Genomic DNA, 19,315 nt, shown 5'->3' with positions numbered 1-19,315 from the left:
GTCTGTTATTGATGAAAAAGATCGCCAGCGTCTGCCCCTACTGCGGTGCAGGCTGTAAATTAAACCTTGTCGTTGAAAATAACCGTATCATCCGTGCCGAAGCGGCAGAGGGCGTCACAAACCAGGGCACCCTATGTCTGAAAGGCTTTTACGGCTGGGACTTCCTTAACGATACCCGTCTGCTCACCCCGCGCCTCACTCAGCCGATGATCCGCTACCACAAAGGCGAGGCTTTCACCCCCGTTACCTGGGAAGAGGCAATCCGCTACACCGCCCACAGGCTCAGCAGCATTAAAGCGCAGCACGGGCCGCGGTCGATCATGACCACCGGCTCCTCCCGCGGAACCGGCAATGAAACAAACTATGTGATGCAAAAATTTGCCCGCGCGGTGCTGAACACCAACAACGTGGACTGCTGCGCGCGCGTCTGTCATGGTCCTTCCGTGGCCGGTTTACAGGAAACGCTCGGCAACGGCGCCATGAGCAACTCCATCAACGATATTGAAAACTCAAAATGTCTGCTGGTGTTTGGCTATAACTGCGCGGACTCCCACCCTATCGTCGCCCGGCGCGTGCTGAAAGCGCGTGAAAACGGCGCGAAAATTATCGTCTGCGATCCGCGGCGCATCGAAACGGCGCGCATCGCCGACCAGCATCTGCAGGTGAAAAACGGCAGCAACATGGCGCTGGTGAACGCCTTCGGCTACGTGCTGCTGGAAGAGGAGTTGTACGACAAAAGCTACGTGGCGCGCTTTACGGAGGGGCTTGAGGCCTACCGCCAGACGGTGAAAGACTATGCGCCGGAGAAGGTTGAGCATCTTACCGGCATTCCTGCCCGCGACGTTCGCCAGGCGATGCGCACCTTCGCGGCGGCCCCTTCCGCCACCGTGATGTGGGGTATGGGCGTGACCCAGTTTGGTCAGGCTGTGGATGTGGTCAGAGGGCTTTCCAGCCTGGCGCTGCTGACCGGGAACCTTGGCCGACCCGCCGTCGGCGTCGGGCCGGTACGCGGTCAAAATAACGTCCAGGGTGCCTGCGACATGGGCGTACTGCCGAATATGTTCCCCGGCTATCAGGATGTGACCGATCCGGCGGTCAGGCAGAAGTTCGCCGACGCCTGGGGGATTGACGTCAATAAAATGGACGATCGCGTCGGGACGCGCATTACCGAGGTGCCTCATCTGGCGCTGGAAGGCAAGGTCAAGGCCTACTACATCATGGGGGAAGATCCGCTTCAGACCGAGGCCGATCTCGGTCTCGTTCGCAGCGGTTTTGAGGCGCTCGACTTTGTTGTGGTTCAGGACATCTTTATGACCAAAACGGCAGAAGTGGCGGACGTTCTGCTCCCTGCCACTTCCTGGGGTGAACACGGCGGCGTCTTTACCTGTGCCGATCGCGGGTTCCAGCGTTTCGGCAAAGCCATTGAGGCCAGCGGCAACGTGAAGCGCGACTGGGAGATCATCAGCCTGCTCGCCACCGAGATGGGCTACCCGATGCATTATGACTCCGACCAGCAGATCTGGGATGAGATGCGCGAGCTGTGCCCGCTCTTCTTCGGCGTGACGTATGAAAAAATGGGCGAGATGGGCCACGTGCAGTGGCCGTGCCCGACGCTGGATCATCCGGGCACGCCTTACCTGTACAAAGACAATCAGTTCGATACCCCAACCGGTAAAGGACAGCTCTTTGCCGCACCGTGGCGCGCGCCGGCGGAAACCCCGGATGAAGATTTCCCGCTGGTGCTGTGTACGGTACGCGAGGTGGGACACTACTCCTGCCGCTCGATGACCGGGAACTGCGCTGCGCTGCAGAGCCTGGCCGACGAGCCGGGCCGGGTGCAAATGCACCCTGCCGATGCGGAAAAACTGGGCATCAAGGAGGGTCAACTGGTCTGGGTACGTTCACGTCGCGGCAAAGTGATTACCCGCGCCAGCATCAGCGAGCGTATCAACAAGGGCGCGGTTTATATGACCTATCAGTGGTGGATTGGCGCCTGCAACGAGCTGACCCAGGATAATCTCGATCCCATCTCCAAAACGCCGGAAACGAAGTACTGCGCGGTACAGCTGGAGGCGATTGAGGACCAGCGCTGGGCGGAGGATTTTGCAGCGTCGGCGTATCAGTCCATGAAGTCGCGGCTGATTAGTGCGGTGAATGTCTGAAGAAATGTCGGGTGGCGTCACTGCCACCCGGCAACTAAACGACTACAGTCCCACCGTCTCTTCCGCTCATCCGTCGAAACCGATCAGATGGTCACGCAATTTGTTCGGGTAGGCATTTTTTTCGACCATCCTGTGAATGAGCGCCATAAGCTCATAATCACTGCGCAGATCGAATTTTTGCATCAGCAAATACTTATGCGTAAATATCGTTTTATCACTCGTCCTGAGTACATCAGCAATCTGCCCTACCGAGAATCCTCTGTAAAAATTCACCGTGACGCGGATCTGCTGCGGCGAAAGTATTTTATGCTGGCACTCGAAACAGCCGTTATGCTGCCAGCGATATCCCGGCAGTTGCGTCCGGTACCATGCAATAAAAAGCATCTCGCTAACCTGACCAAGCGGGGCGCGGCGGGAGATAAAAATGATATCCTGAAAACAGGATGTAAAAGCGGAAAAACGCCGCTCATCGTCCACCAGCCCAATCACAATCCCTTTTTTTCGCGCTTTCAATTCAGGAACACTGGTCAGCGTTTCCCCGGGGCATAGAGCGAGAATAATAATATCCGCGGCACTGACGCTGTCATAAGTAAGCTCAGTGTCAAAATGAATGTGATGCCTGAAATTATGCAGGAAAAAATCCACAAGAAAATATTGCAGGCCATTTTTAAAAAAAGAATCCGGTTCTTTAATCAGGATATTCAACATATCAATTACCAACATCTGCATATCAATAAGGACAACCAACGCGCGTGCCGATCAGTTGTATTGCATCGTCATGACCACGACGGCACTGATGCTCCCCGGCGTCGCACCGCCGGTGACAGATTTGACTGATGCCTGCATGACCATCGTCGCGGTTCTGTCTGACGCAATAGTCTGCGTAATGCTTGTCCCTGTGCCCTTTAACGCACCGGTTGCGCCCTCGCTCATCGCAATCGCGACGTTCGTGGCCGAACCGCTGTTCATGTAGTAACTCGCCCCCGAGACGGGATCGGGGTTGCCGGTAAAGGAGACCGTAACGCTGCGCGTGCCTGCCGGACACTGGGTAAACGGCAGGCTAAAAAACACAGGATCGGATGTCGCCCCCGGCGTGGCCATATTGGATGCCTGAATATTGCCGAGGTTAATATCCAGACTGGTATTGCCCCCATTGAATACGCAGGGAGAGGCGATAATATTGCCGGCGACGCTGACGTTAACGCTATCCGCTGCAATAACATTGCCGCTTATTACTGCCGCGATGAACGCTGCCGTGCGCATTATATGCATCGTCATCCCCTTTACTGGTAGGTCAAATTTAAGGTTGCTGACGCATTTGCGGTACCGGGTTCTACCGTTGTTTGCGTCTGGTAATAACGCGCCGTTAATGGGAACGCTTCCTGCCCCCCTGCCGCAAGCTTCAGCGGCAAACGCGCATTGAGGGTGAGCGGTGTACCGTTATAGAGCAACTGAACGCCAACCCCTTTCGCCGTACCGGTATTACCCTGCCCCGTAAGCGCGAGCACGCTGGGTGTTGCAACGTCAGGATTCTGAATGCCGCTGAGTGATACGTTGACGTTAGCCCCCGCATCGCAGTTAAGCCCGAGATTTTGCGTATTTTGAGCGCCAGCCGGTGTGGTGCCTATCGTTGAGCCAAAAAGCGCGGCAGAAATATCGCCTATCGGAAATGTCAGTTGCGGTGTTGTAATATTGCAGGCCAGTACATTAATGGTTCCGCCCAGCAGGGTGGTCGTCAGGCCATCACGGTAAACGCCGTCACTGCCCTGCAGCATCACTACCCCCAGCACGCCCGGCGTCAGCGACCCCGACGAGACCGGTCCGGTAACGATAAGTTCTATTTTACCGCCCCACCATTCGACATAACTTGCCTGAGCATTATAGGAAAAGGTATTGGCCGGGTTTTCAAAATAATTACCCGACGAAAAACGCACGCCTATACCGTTTACATTCGTGTCATAAACATGATTACCGTAAGCACTCGGTGTCGCATTCAAATACCGCATGCTAAAACCCAGCATTAATGGATTGGCACACCCCGTTAAATAGGAACCGGTTATTGTCGCGTTTCGCGAAAATAATACGGTTCCAACTGCCACGTCACGTTGAACCGTAATTGTGCCGATGGACAAAGTTGATTCCTGCGGCGTAATCGTCGTGCAGGTTCCTGCATGAGCACTGTTCCAGCCTGCTGCGATACACAGCAGGAATATGATGTTAATTAAGCGCATGTTAAAAAACCCTAAAGACAATTGACGTTAATTTCGGTAATTCCCCCCGCCGACGGCTGCGGGGAAAGCACGTAAAGTGCGCGGCATTGCCGTTCGCTTTCCGCTCCCCACGTGACGAAGACGGTTCCCTGAGTATCCAGGCCGGTGAGATAAGCCTGGCCTTTATCGCCAACAATAACGCTGCTGCCGTCGGCGCCCTTCAGGCTTGCCATCGCGCCAAAGGGAACAAACTGGCCGTTATGCAGTAAATTAAATAACACCCGCCGCCCCACCTTCGCCTTATAGTCGGCCAAAACGATCGCGCCACGCGTCGGCGTCACCGTCCGGGTATTAATATCCAGCTCAACATCATCCGGCAGACTTTCCGGGGCAAGGGTGATGTCATTTTTACGGTATACGGAGAGATTGCTGACCACCGTATATCCGCGGTAATCCGTTTTAACGCCCGCCTGATTGCGGATATCGACACCGTGTGCGCCCGGCGCGCTAATCAAAACATTGGTCTCGCCCAGGGGTTGCGAAAGCGTGATCCCCTCTCTGTGAGCAAGAATGCCCCCTTGCAGGCCGTAGTTAAGGCGCTCGCTGTTTTTATCGTAGCTGTAGCCCGCCGTCGCTTCGCCGTAGGTTCCCTTATAATCACCGTTCAGATTGCCCGTGTAGCCGACGCCGTCCGACCCAAAGCCTTGCTGCACGTTCCAGTTCAGGGCGTGGTTTTCCAGCGCTACGCCGTTCAGGCCGATGTTGTGGGTGGTGCCGTTATTCTTGCTGGCGCTCACGCCATAGTTAGCCCAGGTCTGCGGTAAAAACTTCTCCAGCGGGATACTGACGTTAAAGGCCAGCAGCTGATCTTTGTCATACCGTTTATTGTTATCATATGAACCCGCACTGCCATTTTTACTGTAGGTCCAGGTGAGTCCGTAACTGATGTTGTGCCAGTAGTTGTTGTAGCCCAGGCTGTATGACGCCATCGTTTTACCCGAATTCCAGTAGTCTTCACGGGCCGCGCTCAGCGTCAGCGAGCCAAGATTACCGCCCAGCGTCTGGCTCATCGTGAGTTCGGCCCGGTTGCGGCGTCGGTCCTGAAGCGCGGAGCTGTCACCGTACGAATCAAGGATCTCCTGCATGCCGTAGTAACCGCTGGTCGAGTAGCGGTAACCCGCAATCGAGAAATGGGTTCCGGTCCCCACAATGTTTTTGCTGTATCGCGCACGCCAGGACTGGCCGTTGGATTTCTCACCGCCCTGCGGGGTGGACCAGGCCTGGGTTATGTCCGCAGAAATGGCGCCGAAATCACCCATGTTTTTTCCAAGCCCGGTGGCGATCGACTGATATTTACTCGACTCCTGCAGCCCGCCATACAGCGTTAGCCCATACGGCAGACCATAGATCCCGGTGATTTGCCCGAAAGGTGTCTTATCGACGCTGCCGTTATAAGAACGGTATTGCCCTCCGGTCACTGCATACTTGAGCCGTCCTTCGCGCTGTAAAACCGGTAATGACGCGTACGGGAGGGTGAAATGTTGCTCACTGCCATCAGCCTCTTTAACGGTGACGTCCAGATCCCCGGCGCCGCCCGTGGGGTACATATCGGTAATCTCAAAAGCGCCTGGCGCCACGTAGGTCTGATAAATCTGATAGCCGTTCTGCCGCACCACCACCTGGGCATTGGTGCGCGCGATCCCCCGCACCACGGGTGCATAGCCTTTCAGCGAATCCGGGAGCATGTCATCATCCGAAGCCAGCTGTCCGCCGCGAAACGGCATACTGTCGAACACGTCGGCTGGCGCGGAGCTATCCCCCAGGGTGAGCTGCGCTTTGAGCGGAATAATGGCCCGCTGCGCATAGGTGTAGACGGTATCCCATTTGTCCTGACCGGTTTCATCCCGCGACCAGGTGGTATAATTTCGCAGTCGCCACGGTCCAACGTTGAGACCCGGGCGCAGGTTGGCATATTGACTGTTGCTGTTTTTACTGCCGTTTTGTTTTGCCCGGCTGTTTGCGCCACTCAGGCTGTAATTCAACATGGCGGCGGCGATCCCTTCATCCCATAGCGCTGGCGAGACATACCCGCGTGCCGGCATATCAATGGCGGCCTGAGGAATGCTGACGATCAGTCGCTGCGCGGCAAACTGAAAATCCGTGCTGGCGTGAGGAATAGCCTGAAGGTTGACACAGGACGCGTCCTTACTGGCTAAGTCGGGAAAAAGCGCGGTTTTGACGCCCCATCTGTTGAGCTGTTCAATACTCAGACAAGGCTTAAGGCTATCGCCCTCTTCCCCACTTTTTACTGCGGTAAAATCAATATCGCTGGTCTCGATGAGTTGGTCGTCAAGGATGATGTCAACGTGGTATTTCCCTGGTGCCTGCGAACCTGATTCAAAAGCAGATAAATCAGCTTTACCCGTGCCCGGGTTGTCCAGTTCAACCAGTTCGGCGTTGAACGAATCACGGGCATAAACAGTCTGCATTGCATTTACCAGCGCAAAGGCGATACAGATCGCCAGACGCGCAGGCTGCATTTTTTTAGTTTTCGTTGCCATCATCATTAACCTGACCTGATATGAGGATCGCCGCTTTTGATGAATTAAAAGCTGGCCTGATACATTCTTCCGGGGCTGCCGTAATCATTAATGACTTTGAATGTAATGTGGTTACCATTGGCACCTGCGGGTAAGCTAAATACCGCCGTTGCACCAGGTGCCACCCAGGAGACCTCATCCAGTTTTTTATCACCGACGCTTATTTCATTAAAGTTGATGACATATTGCGTTGGATTGGTGACCATGAGCTTATTCCCGCTACGCGACCAGGTTAATTTATTCGCTTGTTCTTCCGGCGTTGATCCCTTCAGACCTGACGGGCGATAAATAAGCTTGATGCGCGTTTTGACAGCAATTTGCAGTGAGTTTTCCTGTTTTGAGGCAGACGGTATGGCTTTAATATTCAGCCAGAAAAGACTTTCTTTATCCTGGGGTAGTGAACCAGAGAGTAAAATACGTTCAATGTTTTGCTGCCCGCCATCCAGTCGATATAAAGGCGGTGTTACAATAAAAGGTGCTTTATTAGCATTACCCTCTGGCATGTCAACCCAGGACTGGATTAAATAAGGCACGCTATCAGCATTATTGATACTGATTGATGCCTCTTTTTTCCCACCATCAAAAATAACGCGGGTACCGCCAATAATGACCCCGGCATAAGCGTTCGAAAACGATGCTGTCAGGGCGGCCGATATGAGCAGGGCCTTGCTAATAAAATGCATGTTACACCTCTTGAAACACGGGGGCAGAGACTGCCCCCACGCAGAACGTCATGGAACCGACTCGTGTTCTGCTTAATGACTAGTTATAAACAACGGAGAAATTTGCCACGGAGTTTGCAGGACCGGCCGTCACCGATGCAGCCGTTGAAATATACTGCGCGTAGAAATTCAGCGTATTATCGGCGGTGCTGCTTAACACATAGCTATAGCTGTTACTGCCGTGCAACGGCAGATCCGCTTTATCAGCGGTCATCAAATTAATAGCAACACCCGTTGCCGCACCGGCGACGGAGGTATCAATAGCAAGCAGATCGGCGTTAGTCAGATCGGGCGTACCGTCAAAACGGACTTTGGCACTGTTGACCGTAACCGGGCAGTTCTTCAGGACGATGTCGAATTTCGTTGCCGCAGTACGGGAGCCTGTTGCCGGAAATTCTGTTTTATTGTAATCGCCTAATACCACCACCTGATTTTGAGAAGCAACCGCGACATCGCAGGCAGAATCCAGGATGTTACCGTTAAAATTAACGGTTCCTGCAGCAGCGAGTGCATTGCTCATCATTAAGGCAGAACCTGTCGCAACCATCGCTAAAATAATGTTCTTTTTCATAAGCTTCATTTTCCTGTTTACGGGATAACTTTATTTATTATTAAAACGTACGCAGCAGAAAGTTGATAAATAAATCTCAGTGGATTCATCTTCTTTTTAATTAACGCTATAAGGTCTTTCTGACTGGCTGATTAAAATTTATATAATCATTTTGGTGAATACAACTTTTTGATGGTCTAGCTGTAGACTCTGATTTAACGTAATTTCAACATTTCTTTCAGGATACGCTTACGTCTTATTTCCTGGTCTATTAGTAGACTTGATCGTCTTTATGTTTTCATTCAAGGGGTTAGATATCAGATGCTCAACGGTCTACTTTTGGACCTTGCCGAAATATTCCCTGACTCCTTCATTTTTAAGATAATTCTCCAGGCAGATCAAAAAACGATCAGACCCGTAGTCGCTGTGAGGTATCTTATGAATACGCGTTTAACCACGCCATTGAATAACCACGAATCAACCGTTCTGGGTTTAAAACCGTTTATCCATATAGATACCCTGATTAAATCAGTGCTACCTGCTGCGGACAGAATGGTCATCTGTCGGGGAGAAACCGTACATTATTATAAAGATGATGTGCGCCAGTGTTTTTTACTTCTCCAGGGAAGCGTGGCGCTTCATCGTCGCGGCGACGGCATTGTTTTAAACTCTGAATCAGCGCCTTTTATTCTTGGCGTCAGCAGTCAATTTTCTTCGGAGCATCTCTATGTCAGGGCCCTGGAGACGGCAGAAATCGCCCGCGTGTCGCTGGAGACGTTTAATCAGATTGTTGCGCAGCAGGATTTATGGGAGCACTTTTCAAAGCTGCTGATTTATACGGCCTCACGGGTGTATGAGCACTGCGCGCAAATATCGCAAATGTCTGCCTACGACATCATTCGCTTCCAGCTTGTTGAACTCATGCAGGAGCCCGATGCCATACGGAAAAATACGACGGCCGCCGCGTACATCAAAAGCAGGACCTATCTTTCACGTAGCGGAATTATGCGTATTCTGGCAGAACTGCGGACCGGGAAGTACATCACCATGGAACGTGGGGTGCTGCTTGACATTCATCATCTGCCGCGAAAATATTGATAGCCAGCGTGCCTGTACCCGGGAGAAGCGCTATAATTAGCCAGGTTATTTTTAAGGTTGTCGGCTGCCATGTCCCTTCCAGAAAAGTCTCAACGGGGTTCTCCCTACGCGCAAGAGCTTATTTCACACCTGTTGCCTGATTGCACAACGCGACATACCGCCCGCGGCGTACGACTGGACCTGCAAATTAACGGTCAGGGCATGTGCTATTTAATTCTCGAAGGAACCATCGCCATCTACAGAAGAAGCGATGACATGATGCTGTCTACGGCTCGCAGTCCGGCCGTGTTCGGCCTCGCCAACCTGACCGACATCTATTTCAATGATTATATTAAGACCGTCAGCCCTTGTCTGATAGGGACGCTCACCACCGAGCGGGTGAATGAAATTATCAAAGAGAAGGCGCTATGGGGACTGCTTTCTAAACAGCTCATCTTTGTGTATAGCCGTCTTTATAACAACGTGATGCCGCAGGGCGCGCCGACGGCGTATGAGATGATTCGCCAGCAGCTGGTCAAGCTGATGGAGGAAGATGAGAGTTATCGGCTCAGCGTGACGGCGGAAAGGTATATCAGAGAGAAAACTCAGCTCTCCCGCAGCGGCGTGATGCGCATTCTGGCGGATTTAAAAACCGGCGGATTCATCGAAATGGAAGAAGGCAGGCTCATCAAAATCAATAAACTCCCCGCCCGATACTGAACGTCAGACACAAAAAAGGCCGCATTCGCGGCCCTTTTATTCTCATGTACTCAATGGACGTGAACGCCCAACCGCCAGGCAAAGTAGATCTCTTCTTTCAGCTCATTTGAAGAGAGCGCCAGCAAATCTGTAAATTCCAGCTCAAGCTGTTTCAGCTTTTTCAGGTACTGCGCCGGAGACAGGTTGCTCTTATCGCGACGTAAATATTCAATTGCCAGCTGTGTTGGGGTTATTTCAGTATCCATGATGTCCTCGCTTATGTACAAAACCTGACCAGTATACCACAACGCGCTGGCTAGTTTTTGACCAAAGGCAAGACATCTGAAAACTTTACACAACCGCCGTGGTCAGCCGCGACGAGCAGCACAGGCGATCCTGCTCATCGAGAATATCTATTTGCCACACCTGATGGCGGCTTCCGGCGTGCAGCGCGCGGCAAACACCGCGCACGCGTCCGCTGCGCACCGAGCGAATATGGTTAGCATTCACCTCAAGTCCGACAACCTTCTGCTCCCCTTCGGTGCAGAGATACCCCGCCACCGAGCCCAGCGTTTCGGCCAGCACGACGGACGCTCCGCCGTGCAATAAACCAAACGGCTGGTGGGTGCGGCTATCGACGGGCATGGTGGCCTCAATCTCATCGTCGCCAATGCGGATAAACTGGATATCCAGCAGTCCCACCATATTCCCCTCGCCCATGGCGTTCAGCGCCTGCAGCGTCACGGCACGTTTCCAGATCATCCAATTATCTCCAGTAAAGCCTGCAATGGGTGACGTACACCGTTGCCTTCTACCCGTTTTACCTGGCTGCGGCAGGAGTAACCCGTCGCCAGACAGCGGTTTCGCGGCAAGCGCTGCATCGCCTGATGCCAGGACAGCTCATAGATGCCGAGCGAGTTGGCGTGGTTTTTCACTTCGTGTCCGTAGGTGCCGGCCATCCCGCAGCAGCCTACGTTGACGCTCTCCAGCTTCGCACCGAAGCGGGCAAAAACAGACGCCCACTGCGCGGGGGCACCCGGCAGCGCGGTCACTTCCGTACAGTGACCGAACAGATACCACGGTTCACCGCTGACATCCTGAACAGCCTTATCTTCCAGCGCCATCGGCAGCCACTCGTGCACCAGCATCACGTTGAAGTCGCCGCGCTTATCGCCCAGGGTCTGCTTGTATTCATCGCGATAGCACAGCACCAGCGCCGGATCGACGCCGACCATCGGTATCCCGAGTTGCGCCACGCGATTCAGGAAGTCAGACGTTTTCTGCGCGGTCTTCGCAAAGCGGTTCAGGAAACCTTTAATATGCTGCGCCTTGCCATTCGGGGAGAACGGCAGCACAACCGGCTGGTAACCCACTTTCTCCGCCAGACGGACGAAATCGGCCACAACCTGCGCATCGTAGTAGCTGGTAAACGGATCCTGCACCACCAGCACCACCTTCGCTTTTTGCTCAGGCGTGAGTGCCTCCAGCTGCTCCAGGGTCATGTTCGCCGAGCGATGCCCGACGAGCTGGCGCTGCAGAGACGGCACCGACAGCAGCGGCAGATCGACCATGCCGATATGTTTTTCGGAGAGCTTGCGCACCAGCGGCTGGTTGATAAAGAAGTTGAACGTCTTCGGCGCGCGCGCCATCAGCGGCGCGTAGCTTTCCACCGTCGCCACCAGATGGTCGCGCACCGGGCGGAGGTAGCGGGTGTGATACAGCTGCAGGAAGCGCGAGCGGAATTCCGGCACGTCGATTTTAATCGGGCACTGGGTGGAGCAGGCTTTACAGGCCAGACAGCCGGACATCGCCTCTTTCACCTCATGGGAGAAATCATACTCGCCCTTGTTGGCATGCCAGCTGTTGCGGGTGCGCTCAATCAGCGAGCGCAGGCTGGCCCGTTTTTCCGGCAGCTCCTGCTCCAGCCTGAGCGGATCCACCCCGCGGTCGGCCAGCAGCCGCAGCCACTCGCGCACCAGCGTCGCCCGCCCTTTTGGCGAGTGGATACGGTTGCTGGTGATTTTCATCGACGGGCACATCGGGCTTTTCACATCAAAGTTAAAGCACAGGCCGTTGCCGTTGCACTCCATCGCGCCGCGCCAGGAGGAGCGCACCGCAATCGGGATCTGTCTGTCGTAGGTGCCGCGCTTGACGGCATCCACCTGCAGCATTGGCGCGTCCACGCCTTCAGGCGGGCAGATTTTACCCGGGTTGAGGCGGTTATGCGGGTCGAAAGCCGCTTTCACCTTGCGCAGCTCCGCGTAGAGCTGTTCGCCGAAGAATGCCGGGCTGTATTCCGCGCGGAACCCTTTCCCGTGCTCTCCCCAGAGCAGACCGCCGTATTTGGCGGTTAAGGCCACCACGTCGTCGGAGATCTGCTTCATCAGGATCTCCTGCTGCGGGTCGCACATATCCAGCGCAGGACGCACGTGCAGTACCCCGGCATCGACATGGCCGAACATGCCATAGCTCAGGCCGTGGCTGTCCAGCAGGGCGCGAAACTCGACGATATAATCCGCCAGATGTTCAGGCGGCACGCAGGTATCTTCGGCAAAGGGAATGGGCTTCGCCGCCCCTTTTGCATTGCCGAGCAGGCCCACGGCTTTTTTACGCATCGCATAGATACGCTCAATCCCGGCCAGATCGTTACAGAGCTGCCAGCCGATCACGCCGCCCAGGCCCTGCGCAATCAGCTCATCCAGACGCTGGCAGAGCGTGGTGACCTGGCGCTCAATCAGCTCCGCATCATCGCCGGCAAACTCCACGATATTGAGACCGAGCATCTCTTTATCCGGCACGTCGGTAATCAGCTCGCTGACGGAGTGCCAGACAATGTCTTCCCTGGCCAGATTAAGCACTTTGGAGTCGACCGTTTCCACCGACAGCGCTTTCGCTTCCACCATAAACGGTGCATTGCGCAGCGCGGAGTCGAAGGAGTCATATTTCACGTTCACCAGACGACGCACTTTCGGCAAGCGGGTGATATCCAGCCGCGCCTCGGTGATAAACGCCAGCGTCCCTTCGGAACCGGTCAGCACGCGGGTTAAATCAAACTGAGTCAGGTCGTCGTTAAAGACGTGACGCAGGTCGTACCCGGTCAGGAAGCGGTTTAGTTTGGGGAACTTATCGAGAATAAGCTGGCGGTTGTCGCGGCAGCGCTCCAGTACGGTACGATAAATGCGTCCGCTGGCGGTGTTATCTTTACCCAGCGTTTCCGCCAGTTCGACCGGCATCGGCTGGGTATCGAGGATATCACCGCCCAGCAGAACGGCGCGCACGCCCAGCACGTGATCGGAGGTTTTACCATAGACCAGCGAGCCCTGACCGGAGGCATCCGTGTTGATCATCCCGCCAAGGGTCGCACGGTTACTGGTGGAAAGCTCCGGGGCAAAAAAGTAGCCGTAAGGCTTGAGATACTGATTAAGCTGATCTTTGATAACGCCCGCTTCGACCCGCACCCACCCCTCTTCCGGGTTGATCTCAATGATGCGGTTCATATAGCGCGACATATCAACAATGATGCCCTGGTTCAGCGCCTGACCATTGGTCCCGGTGCCGCCGCCGCGCGGCGTAAAGACCAGTGAAGCAAAGCGCTCCTGCGTCGCCAGCCGGGCGATAAGCGCCACGTCGGCCGTTGAACGAGGGAAAACCACGGCATCGGGAAGAAGCTGGTAAATACTGTTATCGGTCGCCATCGTCAGCCTGTCGGCATAGTTCGTGGCGGTATCACCTGTAAAACCCTGTTGCTCCAGTGCTTGCAAAAAATTAAGCACCAGCTGAACGACGCCAGGTGCCTGAGAAATCTGTGGGATCATGACTGTCGACCCTAATTAGAGTTGTATGAAATCGTTTGCGTGTATCTTAAAAGTTTTATCACATTTTTTTCTTATAATCTCTGCTGAATTACAGGCAAAATCCGCCTGTCAAAAACCGCCGAGATCATCAATGATTAGAGAGACGCGGTTTTCCGTTCCCGCCAGTCGTACTGGCGTTCTTTTAAGGAAAGTTTCATTTATGGTCAATCTTCGCCAGCCCAGGGATGTTGCGCAAATTTTACTGTCGGTGCTGTTTCTGGCCCTCATGATTATTGCGTGTCTGTGGATTGTTCAACCCTTTATTCTCGGCTTCGCCTGGGCCGCGACCGTGGTCGTGGCCACGTGGCCTCTGCTGCTGCGCTTGCAGAAGCTGCTGTTCGGCCGTCGCGGGTTAGCCGTGCTGGTCATGACGCTCCTGCTGTTCCTGCTGTTTATTATTCCGATTGCCCTGCTGGTGAATAGCCTGGTGGATTCCAGTGGCCCGGTTATTCGTGCCATTAGCAGCGGTGACCTGACGCTGCCGGATCTGGCCTGGCTGAACAGCATTCCGGTGGTGGGCGCCAAGCTCTACAGCGGCTGGCATAGCCTGCTGGAGATGGGCGGCAGCGCGCTGATGGCAAAAGTCCGCCCGTACATTGGCACCACAACCACCTGGTTTGTCGGTCAGGCGGCACATATCGGCCGGTTTATGATGCACTGTACCCTGATGCTGCTCTTCAGCGCCCTGCTCTACTGGCGCGGCGAGCAGGTCGCTTTAGGCGTTCGTCACTTTGCCACCCGCCTGGCGGGCAAGCGCGGTGATGCTGCGGTACTGCTGGCTGCGCAGGCCGTGCGCGCGGTTGCGCTGGGCGTGGTGGTCACCGCGCTGGTGCAGGCGGTGCTGGGCGGTATCGGTCTGGCGATTTCCGGCGTACCGTACGCCACCGTATTTACCGTTGTCATGCTGATGACCTGTCTTGCGCAACTGGGGCCGCTGCTGGTGCTGGTTCCCTGCATTATCTGGCTGTACTGGACGGGTGACACCACGTGGGGAACGGTGCTGCTGGTCTGGAGCTGCGTAGTCGGCACCATGGATAACGTCATTCGTCCGATCCTCATCCGTATGGGTGCTGACCTGCCGCTGATCCTGATCCTCTCCGGCGTCATTGGCGGTCTGATTGCCTTTGGCATGATTGGCCTGTTTATTGGCCCGGTGCTGCTCGCCGTTACCTGGCGCCTGTTCTCCGCCTGGGTGCATGAAATTCCACCTCCGGGAACAGACCCGGACGTGATTCTGAGCGAACTGGAAGAGCTGGAAGAGAAGAACACGCATTAAGTTTTTTGCCGGGTGGCGCTAACGCTTACCCGGCCTACATTCCCCCTCACAATACTTTAATGCTGCTAAAGTATTTATTCGTTGCACACTGGTCAGACCCGCCGTTTCTGCATTAAACCCGCGATTAACCTCAAGAAATCTTTACGCCTCTTTAACTATTGAGACGAATCTGATCGACGCTAAAGATCACAATGCCTACTATTAGCTCACGGTTATAAATCAACACCTTGATTTATAAGCATGGAAATCCCCTGAGTGAAACAACGAATTGCTGTGTGTAGTCTTTGCCCATCTCCCACGATGGGCTTTTTTTTATCCTGACTACGCGCGTGTCACCTTACAGGTACTGAGCATCCGCCACTCGGCGGGCAGCACGCGGGTTTCCCCGGTCACCCTGACCGTCACCCTCTCGCGGATATCCGCCGACGATGCGCCAACCTGCAGTTCAAACTCGCCCGGCTCAACGATGCGTTTCCCGTCCCGGCGGGTAAAGTTGAACATCTCAACCGGTAGCGTAAAGCTGAGCGCGGCGGTTTCGCCCGGCGAGAGCGTGACGCGCTGGAAGGCCTTCAGCTCCTGGAGCGGCCGAACCTGGGTGGCGACCTTATCCCTGACGTAAACCTGCACCACCTCGCTGCCGCTGCGCTCTCCGGTATTGGTGATATCCACGCTCAGCGTCACCTCGCCTTCAACCGGCACGCTGGTTTCAGCTACGCGGACAGCCCCCCAGCTAAACGTCGTCCAGCCGAGGCCGAAGCCAAACGGGTAACGCGAACCAAAGTGGAACGCAAACGGCGTGCCGCCGCTTTTGAGCTTGTGATTGTAGTAATACGGCATTGCCCCGGCGCTTTTCGGCACGCTCACCACCAGACGCCCCTGCGGCTCCGCACGCCCGGTTAACACATCCGCAATCGCCCAGCCCCCTTCCTGCCCCGGCGCCCACGCCATTATTAGCGCCGCGACCTTACCTTCCAGCCCCTGAAGGTTGTACGGACGGCCGCCGGTCATCACGACAATCACCGGTTTGCCCGTCGCTACAAGCGCCTCCAGCAGCTGTTGCTGCACGCCCGGCAGATTCAGGGAGTCGGTGTCGGAACCTTCCCCCACGGTACCGCTCTGGAACAGCCCGGCGAGATCGCCCACGCAGGCGACCACCACGTCACTCTCCTGCGCCGCGTTCACGGCCTCGGGGATCAATGCGGTGCTTTGCGAGACCGGCGACTGCTGCATCGGTTTGCTGCCGCTGTCGCCAGGGAAGACCGGCGCGCCCGCCATCCGTTTTTCGATGATGTGACACCCTTTGGCATAGCGGACGTTCGATGCCCCGAGATACTGCTCCAGCGCCGCGCGCGGGGTCGTGACCTGCGAGGTCTCTTCCACCATATCGCTGATGATCAGATGCACCGGGAAGCTGTAGCCGCTGAGTAACGCCAGCGGATCGTCTGCCGTCGGCCCCACTACCGCCACGCGGGGTTTGCCGCCGAGCGGTAAAATGCCGTTGTTTTCCAGCAGCGTGACCGATTTTGTCGCCACTTCCCGCGCGGCCTGGCGGGTCAAATCATTTTGCAGATCGATACCGTTTTCATCCGCGTACGGCTTTTCAAACAGCCCCAGGCGGAATTTTTCCGTCAGCACGCGCGCCACGATCTCATCGACTTTCGCCATAGAGATCAGCCCGCGCTCTACCGCTTCCGCCAGATGGCGCGCGCAGTCGTCTTTCGGCAGCTCAACGTCTAGCCCGGCGTTGAACGCCAGCGCGGCGGATTCGGCCGCATCGTGAGACACACCGTGATGCTGGTGCAGCAGGCTGACGCCGCCGTAGTCCGCCACAATAATCCCGTCGAATCCCCACTGTTCGCGCAGGACGGTAGTCAGCAGGAAGCTGTCGCTGTGCCCCGGCTGATTGTCGATATCGTGATAGGCCGGCATGACCGACCCGGCGTTTGCCAGCTTGACCGCCATTTCAAACGGCAGCAGGAAGGTATCGTTCAGCTCGCTGAACCCAAGGTGCACCGGTGCGTGGTTGCGCGCCCCTTCGCTAAACGAGTGGCCAACGTAATGCTTCAGGGTCGCCAGCAGGTCGCGTTTATCGCCCTGTAAGCCCTTCACGTAGGCGGTCGCCATCACGCCCACCAGCCACGGATCCTCGCCGAAAGTCTCTTCGGTCCGCCCCCAGCGCACGTCGCGGGACACGTCCAGCACCGGGGCCAGCCCCTGCTGGCAGCCGACGGACCGTGCCTCTTTACCGATCTGCTCTGCCGCGCGCTGCACCAGTTCCGGATCCCAGGTAGAGCCGTAGTTCAGCGATGACGGGAACAGGGTGGCGTCTTTACACAGCAGCCCCACCAGACACTCCTCATGGAACAGCGCCGGGATGCCGAGGCGCGTCTCTTCCATCATCATGCGCTGCAGGCGGTTCGCGGCACGCACGCCGGTTTTCGCATCAACGATGTGGGTGCCCAGCGGACGGGTGATCTGCCCGACGCCCAGCTTCAGCCGTTCGCTCAGCGCGGCCTGCTCGCTCACGCCGGCGAATTCATCGCTGAGGTCGCTGCGCTCGCGGTGGTTGCCGTTTTCATCGAGGATCAGCCAGTACGCATGCATCTGGGCGAACTTCTCTTCCGGGGTCATACGCGCCAGTAAATCGGCGACGCGCTCGTGCACGGGACGTCCCGCGTCCTTATAGATAGCAGTCATATTTTACTCCTGTAGTGCGGAAGGGGTTGCCGGGCTGAGCTGCCCCGCGTCGGGTCTCACCTCACGCTTGCTGGCCAGCTCCCGGGCGATGGAATCCACCAGCCGGCTGTTGAGCTTGTAGATGGCAAGCAGCGCGACCATGCAGAGGAACAGCGCGCACGGGATAAGGGTGAACAGCGCGTTAATCGTTGAGAGTACGTGGGGTGCCTGAGTTGCCTGTCCCGGGGCGTAATCCACCATGCCAAGCACCCAGCCGACCACTGCCCCACCCAGCGCCAGGCCGAATTTGATGGCAAACAGCGCGGTGGAGAAGACCAGCCCGTCCAGACGGCGGCCACTGCGGTGCTCTTCGTAGTCGACCACATCGGAGAACATGGTCCACTGCAGCGGCGTGGTCAGGTTTTGCACAAAGCTAAAGACGATGTTGAGGCCAAAAATCAGCCACACCTGTGAAGGCGGCAGGAAGAAAATCAGCGCGCCGAAAATGACGAAGGAAATAATGGTCCACTGATAGGCGCGTACGCGATCAAATTTCCCCAGCAGCCGTTCAGATAATAAAGCGCCGCTTAAGGAGGCGACCATTCCGGAAACAATAAAGGCAAAAACCAGATCCGGACGCAACAGCACATAGTTCACGTAATACATCGTGGCGGAACCGCGCGTTACCACCGCCGTTAACAGCAAAATATTAAACAGGAAAACAATGCGCCACTGGCTGTTACCGGCCAGCAGTTTTAAATCGGTCAGCATGGAGCCGGAGGTATCATTGCGCGGCGAATAGCGCTCTCGGGTCATCAGGAAACAGCAGAAAAAGAGCACAATGCCCAGCAGCCCCATCAGGCTCATGGCATAGAAATAGCCTTTCTGCACGTTGCCCTGGCCTAACAATGAAACCAGCGGCAGGGCGATGACCGTCACAATCAACCCGCCGATAAACGACAGGCCAAAGCGCCACGACTGCAGGGAGTGACGCTCGCGCGGGTCTAATGTCAACGCGCCGGGCATAGCGCAGTAAGGCACGTTAATGGCGGAGTAAATCAGGCTTAAGATCGCGTAGGTCAGGCAGGCATAAACGATTTTCGCCGTCGGTCCCACGTCCGGTACATAGAATGTGATAAGGCAGCTTACGCCAAACGGAATGGCGAACCACAGCAGCCAGGGACGGAAACGACCGTGACGCGTCTGGGTGCGATCCACCAGTGCGCCAATGCACGGGTCGACAAACGCATCAACCACGCGCACCACTAAAAACATGGTGCCCATAATCGCGGCGGGCAGCCCAAAAACGTCCGTATAGAAATAGGCGAGAAATAACGTTGCCGTTTGCCAGACCAGCGCGCTGGCCATATCACCTAAGCCATAACCTATTTTATCTTTGGTACGCAATACAGAGGAGAGTGTCATTGTTATTTGCCTTTTTATCAGGTTAAAACGTATTTCAACCAGTTGCGCATCATCTGAAGGGAAA

At 55.6% G+C, this 19,315-nt stretch carries 15 protein-coding genes and 1 other RNA gene; 5 read left to right on the top strand and 11 right to left on the bottom strand.

Going from position 1 to position 19,315, the window contains the following annotated elements:
- Positions 1-11 precede the first annotated feature (11 nt).
- On the top strand, positions 12-2,162 hold the full coding sequence (fdhF, locus tag AC0TNG_RS16130) for a formate dehydrogenase subunit alpha (protein WP_463726838.1): 2,151 nt from the start codon (positions 12-14) through the stop codon (positions 2,160-2,162).
- A gap of 66 nt (positions 2,163-2,228) precedes the next feature.
- Here fdhF and AC0TNG_RS16125 read toward each other — a convergent pair whose 3' ends face one another.
- The 6 genes from AC0TNG_RS16125 to AC0TNG_RS16100 form a co-directional block, all read right to left on the bottom strand.
- Positions 2,229-2,870, bottom strand: a complete 642-nt coding sequence (locus AC0TNG_RS16125) for a helix-turn-helix transcriptional regulator (protein WP_473712936.1) — start codon at positions 2,868-2,870, stop codon at positions 2,229-2,231.
- 51 nt (positions 2,871-2,921) lie between these two features.
- Positions 2,922-3,440 (bottom strand): fimbrial protein, encoded by a 519-nt coding sequence (locus AC0TNG_RS16120; protein WP_473702398.1) that lies wholly within the window; start codon positions 3,438-3,440, stop codon positions 2,922-2,924.
- Between the two features lie 5 nt (positions 3,441-3,445).
- Positions 3,446-4,393, bottom strand: a complete 948-nt coding sequence (locus tag AC0TNG_RS16115) for a fimbrial protein (protein ID WP_048991562.1) — start codon at positions 4,391-4,393, stop codon at positions 3,446-3,448.
- Between the two features lie 11 nt (positions 4,394-4,404).
- Positions 4,405-6,933 carry a fimbria/pilus outer membrane usher protein gene (locus AC0TNG_RS16110; protein WP_473712935.1) on the bottom strand — a complete coding sequence of 843 codons (2,529 nt, stop codon included), beginning with the start codon at positions 6,931-6,933 and terminating at the stop codon, positions 4,405-4,407.
- Between the two features lie 44 nt (positions 6,934-6,977).
- Positions 6,978-7,655: a fimbrial biogenesis chaperone gene (locus AC0TNG_RS16105; protein WP_032650975.1), complete on the bottom strand. Its 678-nt coding sequence runs from the start codon at positions 7,653-7,655 to the stop codon at positions 6,978-6,980.
- A gap of 79 nt (positions 7,656-7,734) precedes the next feature.
- Complete coding sequence (locus AC0TNG_RS16100; protein ID WP_024909406.1) at positions 7,735-8,265, bottom strand: fimbrial protein; 531 nt, start codon at positions 8,263-8,265, stop codon at positions 7,735-7,737.
- 417 nt (positions 8,266-8,682) lie between these two features.
- Between AC0TNG_RS16100 and AC0TNG_RS16095 the strand changes: the two genes are divergently transcribed.
- The gene (locus tag AC0TNG_RS16095; RefSeq protein ID WP_090417276.1) at positions 8,683-9,342 is read left to right on the top strand and encodes a winged helix-turn-helix transcriptional regulator; all 660 of its coding nucleotides are present in this window, start codon (positions 8,683-8,685) and stop codon (positions 9,340-9,342) included.
- Between the two features lie 69 nt (positions 9,343-9,411).
- Entirely contained in the window at positions 9,412-10,041 is a 630-nt protein-coding gene (locus tag AC0TNG_RS16090; protein WP_473712755.1) for a helix-turn-helix domain-containing protein, read from the top strand.
- Between the two features lie 50 nt (positions 10,042-10,091).
- Here the strand turns inward: AC0TNG_RS16090 and AC0TNG_RS16085 are convergent, their stop codons facing one another.
- The 3 genes from AC0TNG_RS16085 to ydiJ all read right to left on the bottom strand — a co-directional run bounded on the left by AC0TNG_RS16085 (position 10,092) and on the right by ydiJ (position 13,835).
- On the bottom strand, positions 10,092-10,286 hold the full coding sequence (locus AC0TNG_RS16085) for a YdiH family protein (RefSeq protein WP_003857766.1): 195 nt from the start codon (positions 10,284-10,286) through the stop codon (positions 10,092-10,094).
- A gap of 85 nt (positions 10,287-10,371) precedes the next feature.
- Positions 10,372-10,782, bottom strand: coding sequence for a 1,4-dihydroxy-2-naphthoyl-CoA hydrolase (gene menI / locus AC0TNG_RS16080; protein WP_023311321.1), 411 nt, complete (start codon positions 10,780-10,782; stop codon positions 10,372-10,374).
- Entirely contained in the window at positions 10,779-13,835 is a 3,057-nt protein-coding gene (gene ydiJ, locus AC0TNG_RS16075) for a D-2-hydroxyglutarate dehydrogenase YdiJ (protein WP_473712754.1), read from the bottom strand. Before ydiJ ends, menI begins: the two co-directional genes overlap by 4 nt.
- 199 nt (positions 13,836-14,034) lie before the next feature.
- On the opposite strand from ydiJ, the gene ydiK reads away from it, so the two are divergent.
- A complete protein-coding gene (gene ydiK, locus AC0TNG_RS16070) occupies positions 14,035-15,150 on the top strand; it encodes an AI-2E family transporter YdiK (RefSeq protein WP_061715441.1) in 1,116 nt (371 codons plus the stop codon).
- 208 nt (positions 15,151-15,358) lie between these two features.
- Positions 15,359-15,466: antisense sRNA RprA (rprA, locus tag AC0TNG_RS16065), an RNA gene on the top strand.
- Positions 15,467-15,471: 5 nt separating this feature from the next.
- Here the strand turns inward: rprA and AC0TNG_RS16060 are convergent.
- Positions 15,472-17,847, bottom strand: coding sequence for a glycoside hydrolase family 3 N-terminal domain-containing protein (locus AC0TNG_RS16060; RefSeq protein WP_473712753.1), 2,376 nt, complete (start codon positions 17,845-17,847; stop codon positions 15,472-15,474).
- Positions 17,848-17,850: 3 nt separating this feature from the next.
- The gene (locus AC0TNG_RS16055; RefSeq protein ID WP_024909412.1) at positions 17,851-19,251 is read right to left on the bottom strand and encodes an MFS transporter; all 1,401 of its coding nucleotides are present in this window, start codon (positions 19,249-19,251) and stop codon (positions 17,851-17,853) included.
- Positions 19,252-19,315: the final 64 nt, after the last annotated feature.

It is taken from the genome of Enterobacter sp. PL_is514 (assembly GCF_055816715.1).
Note: the sequence above shows the minus strand (reverse complement) of the source record. Positions and strands in the feature narration are given on the sequence as shown.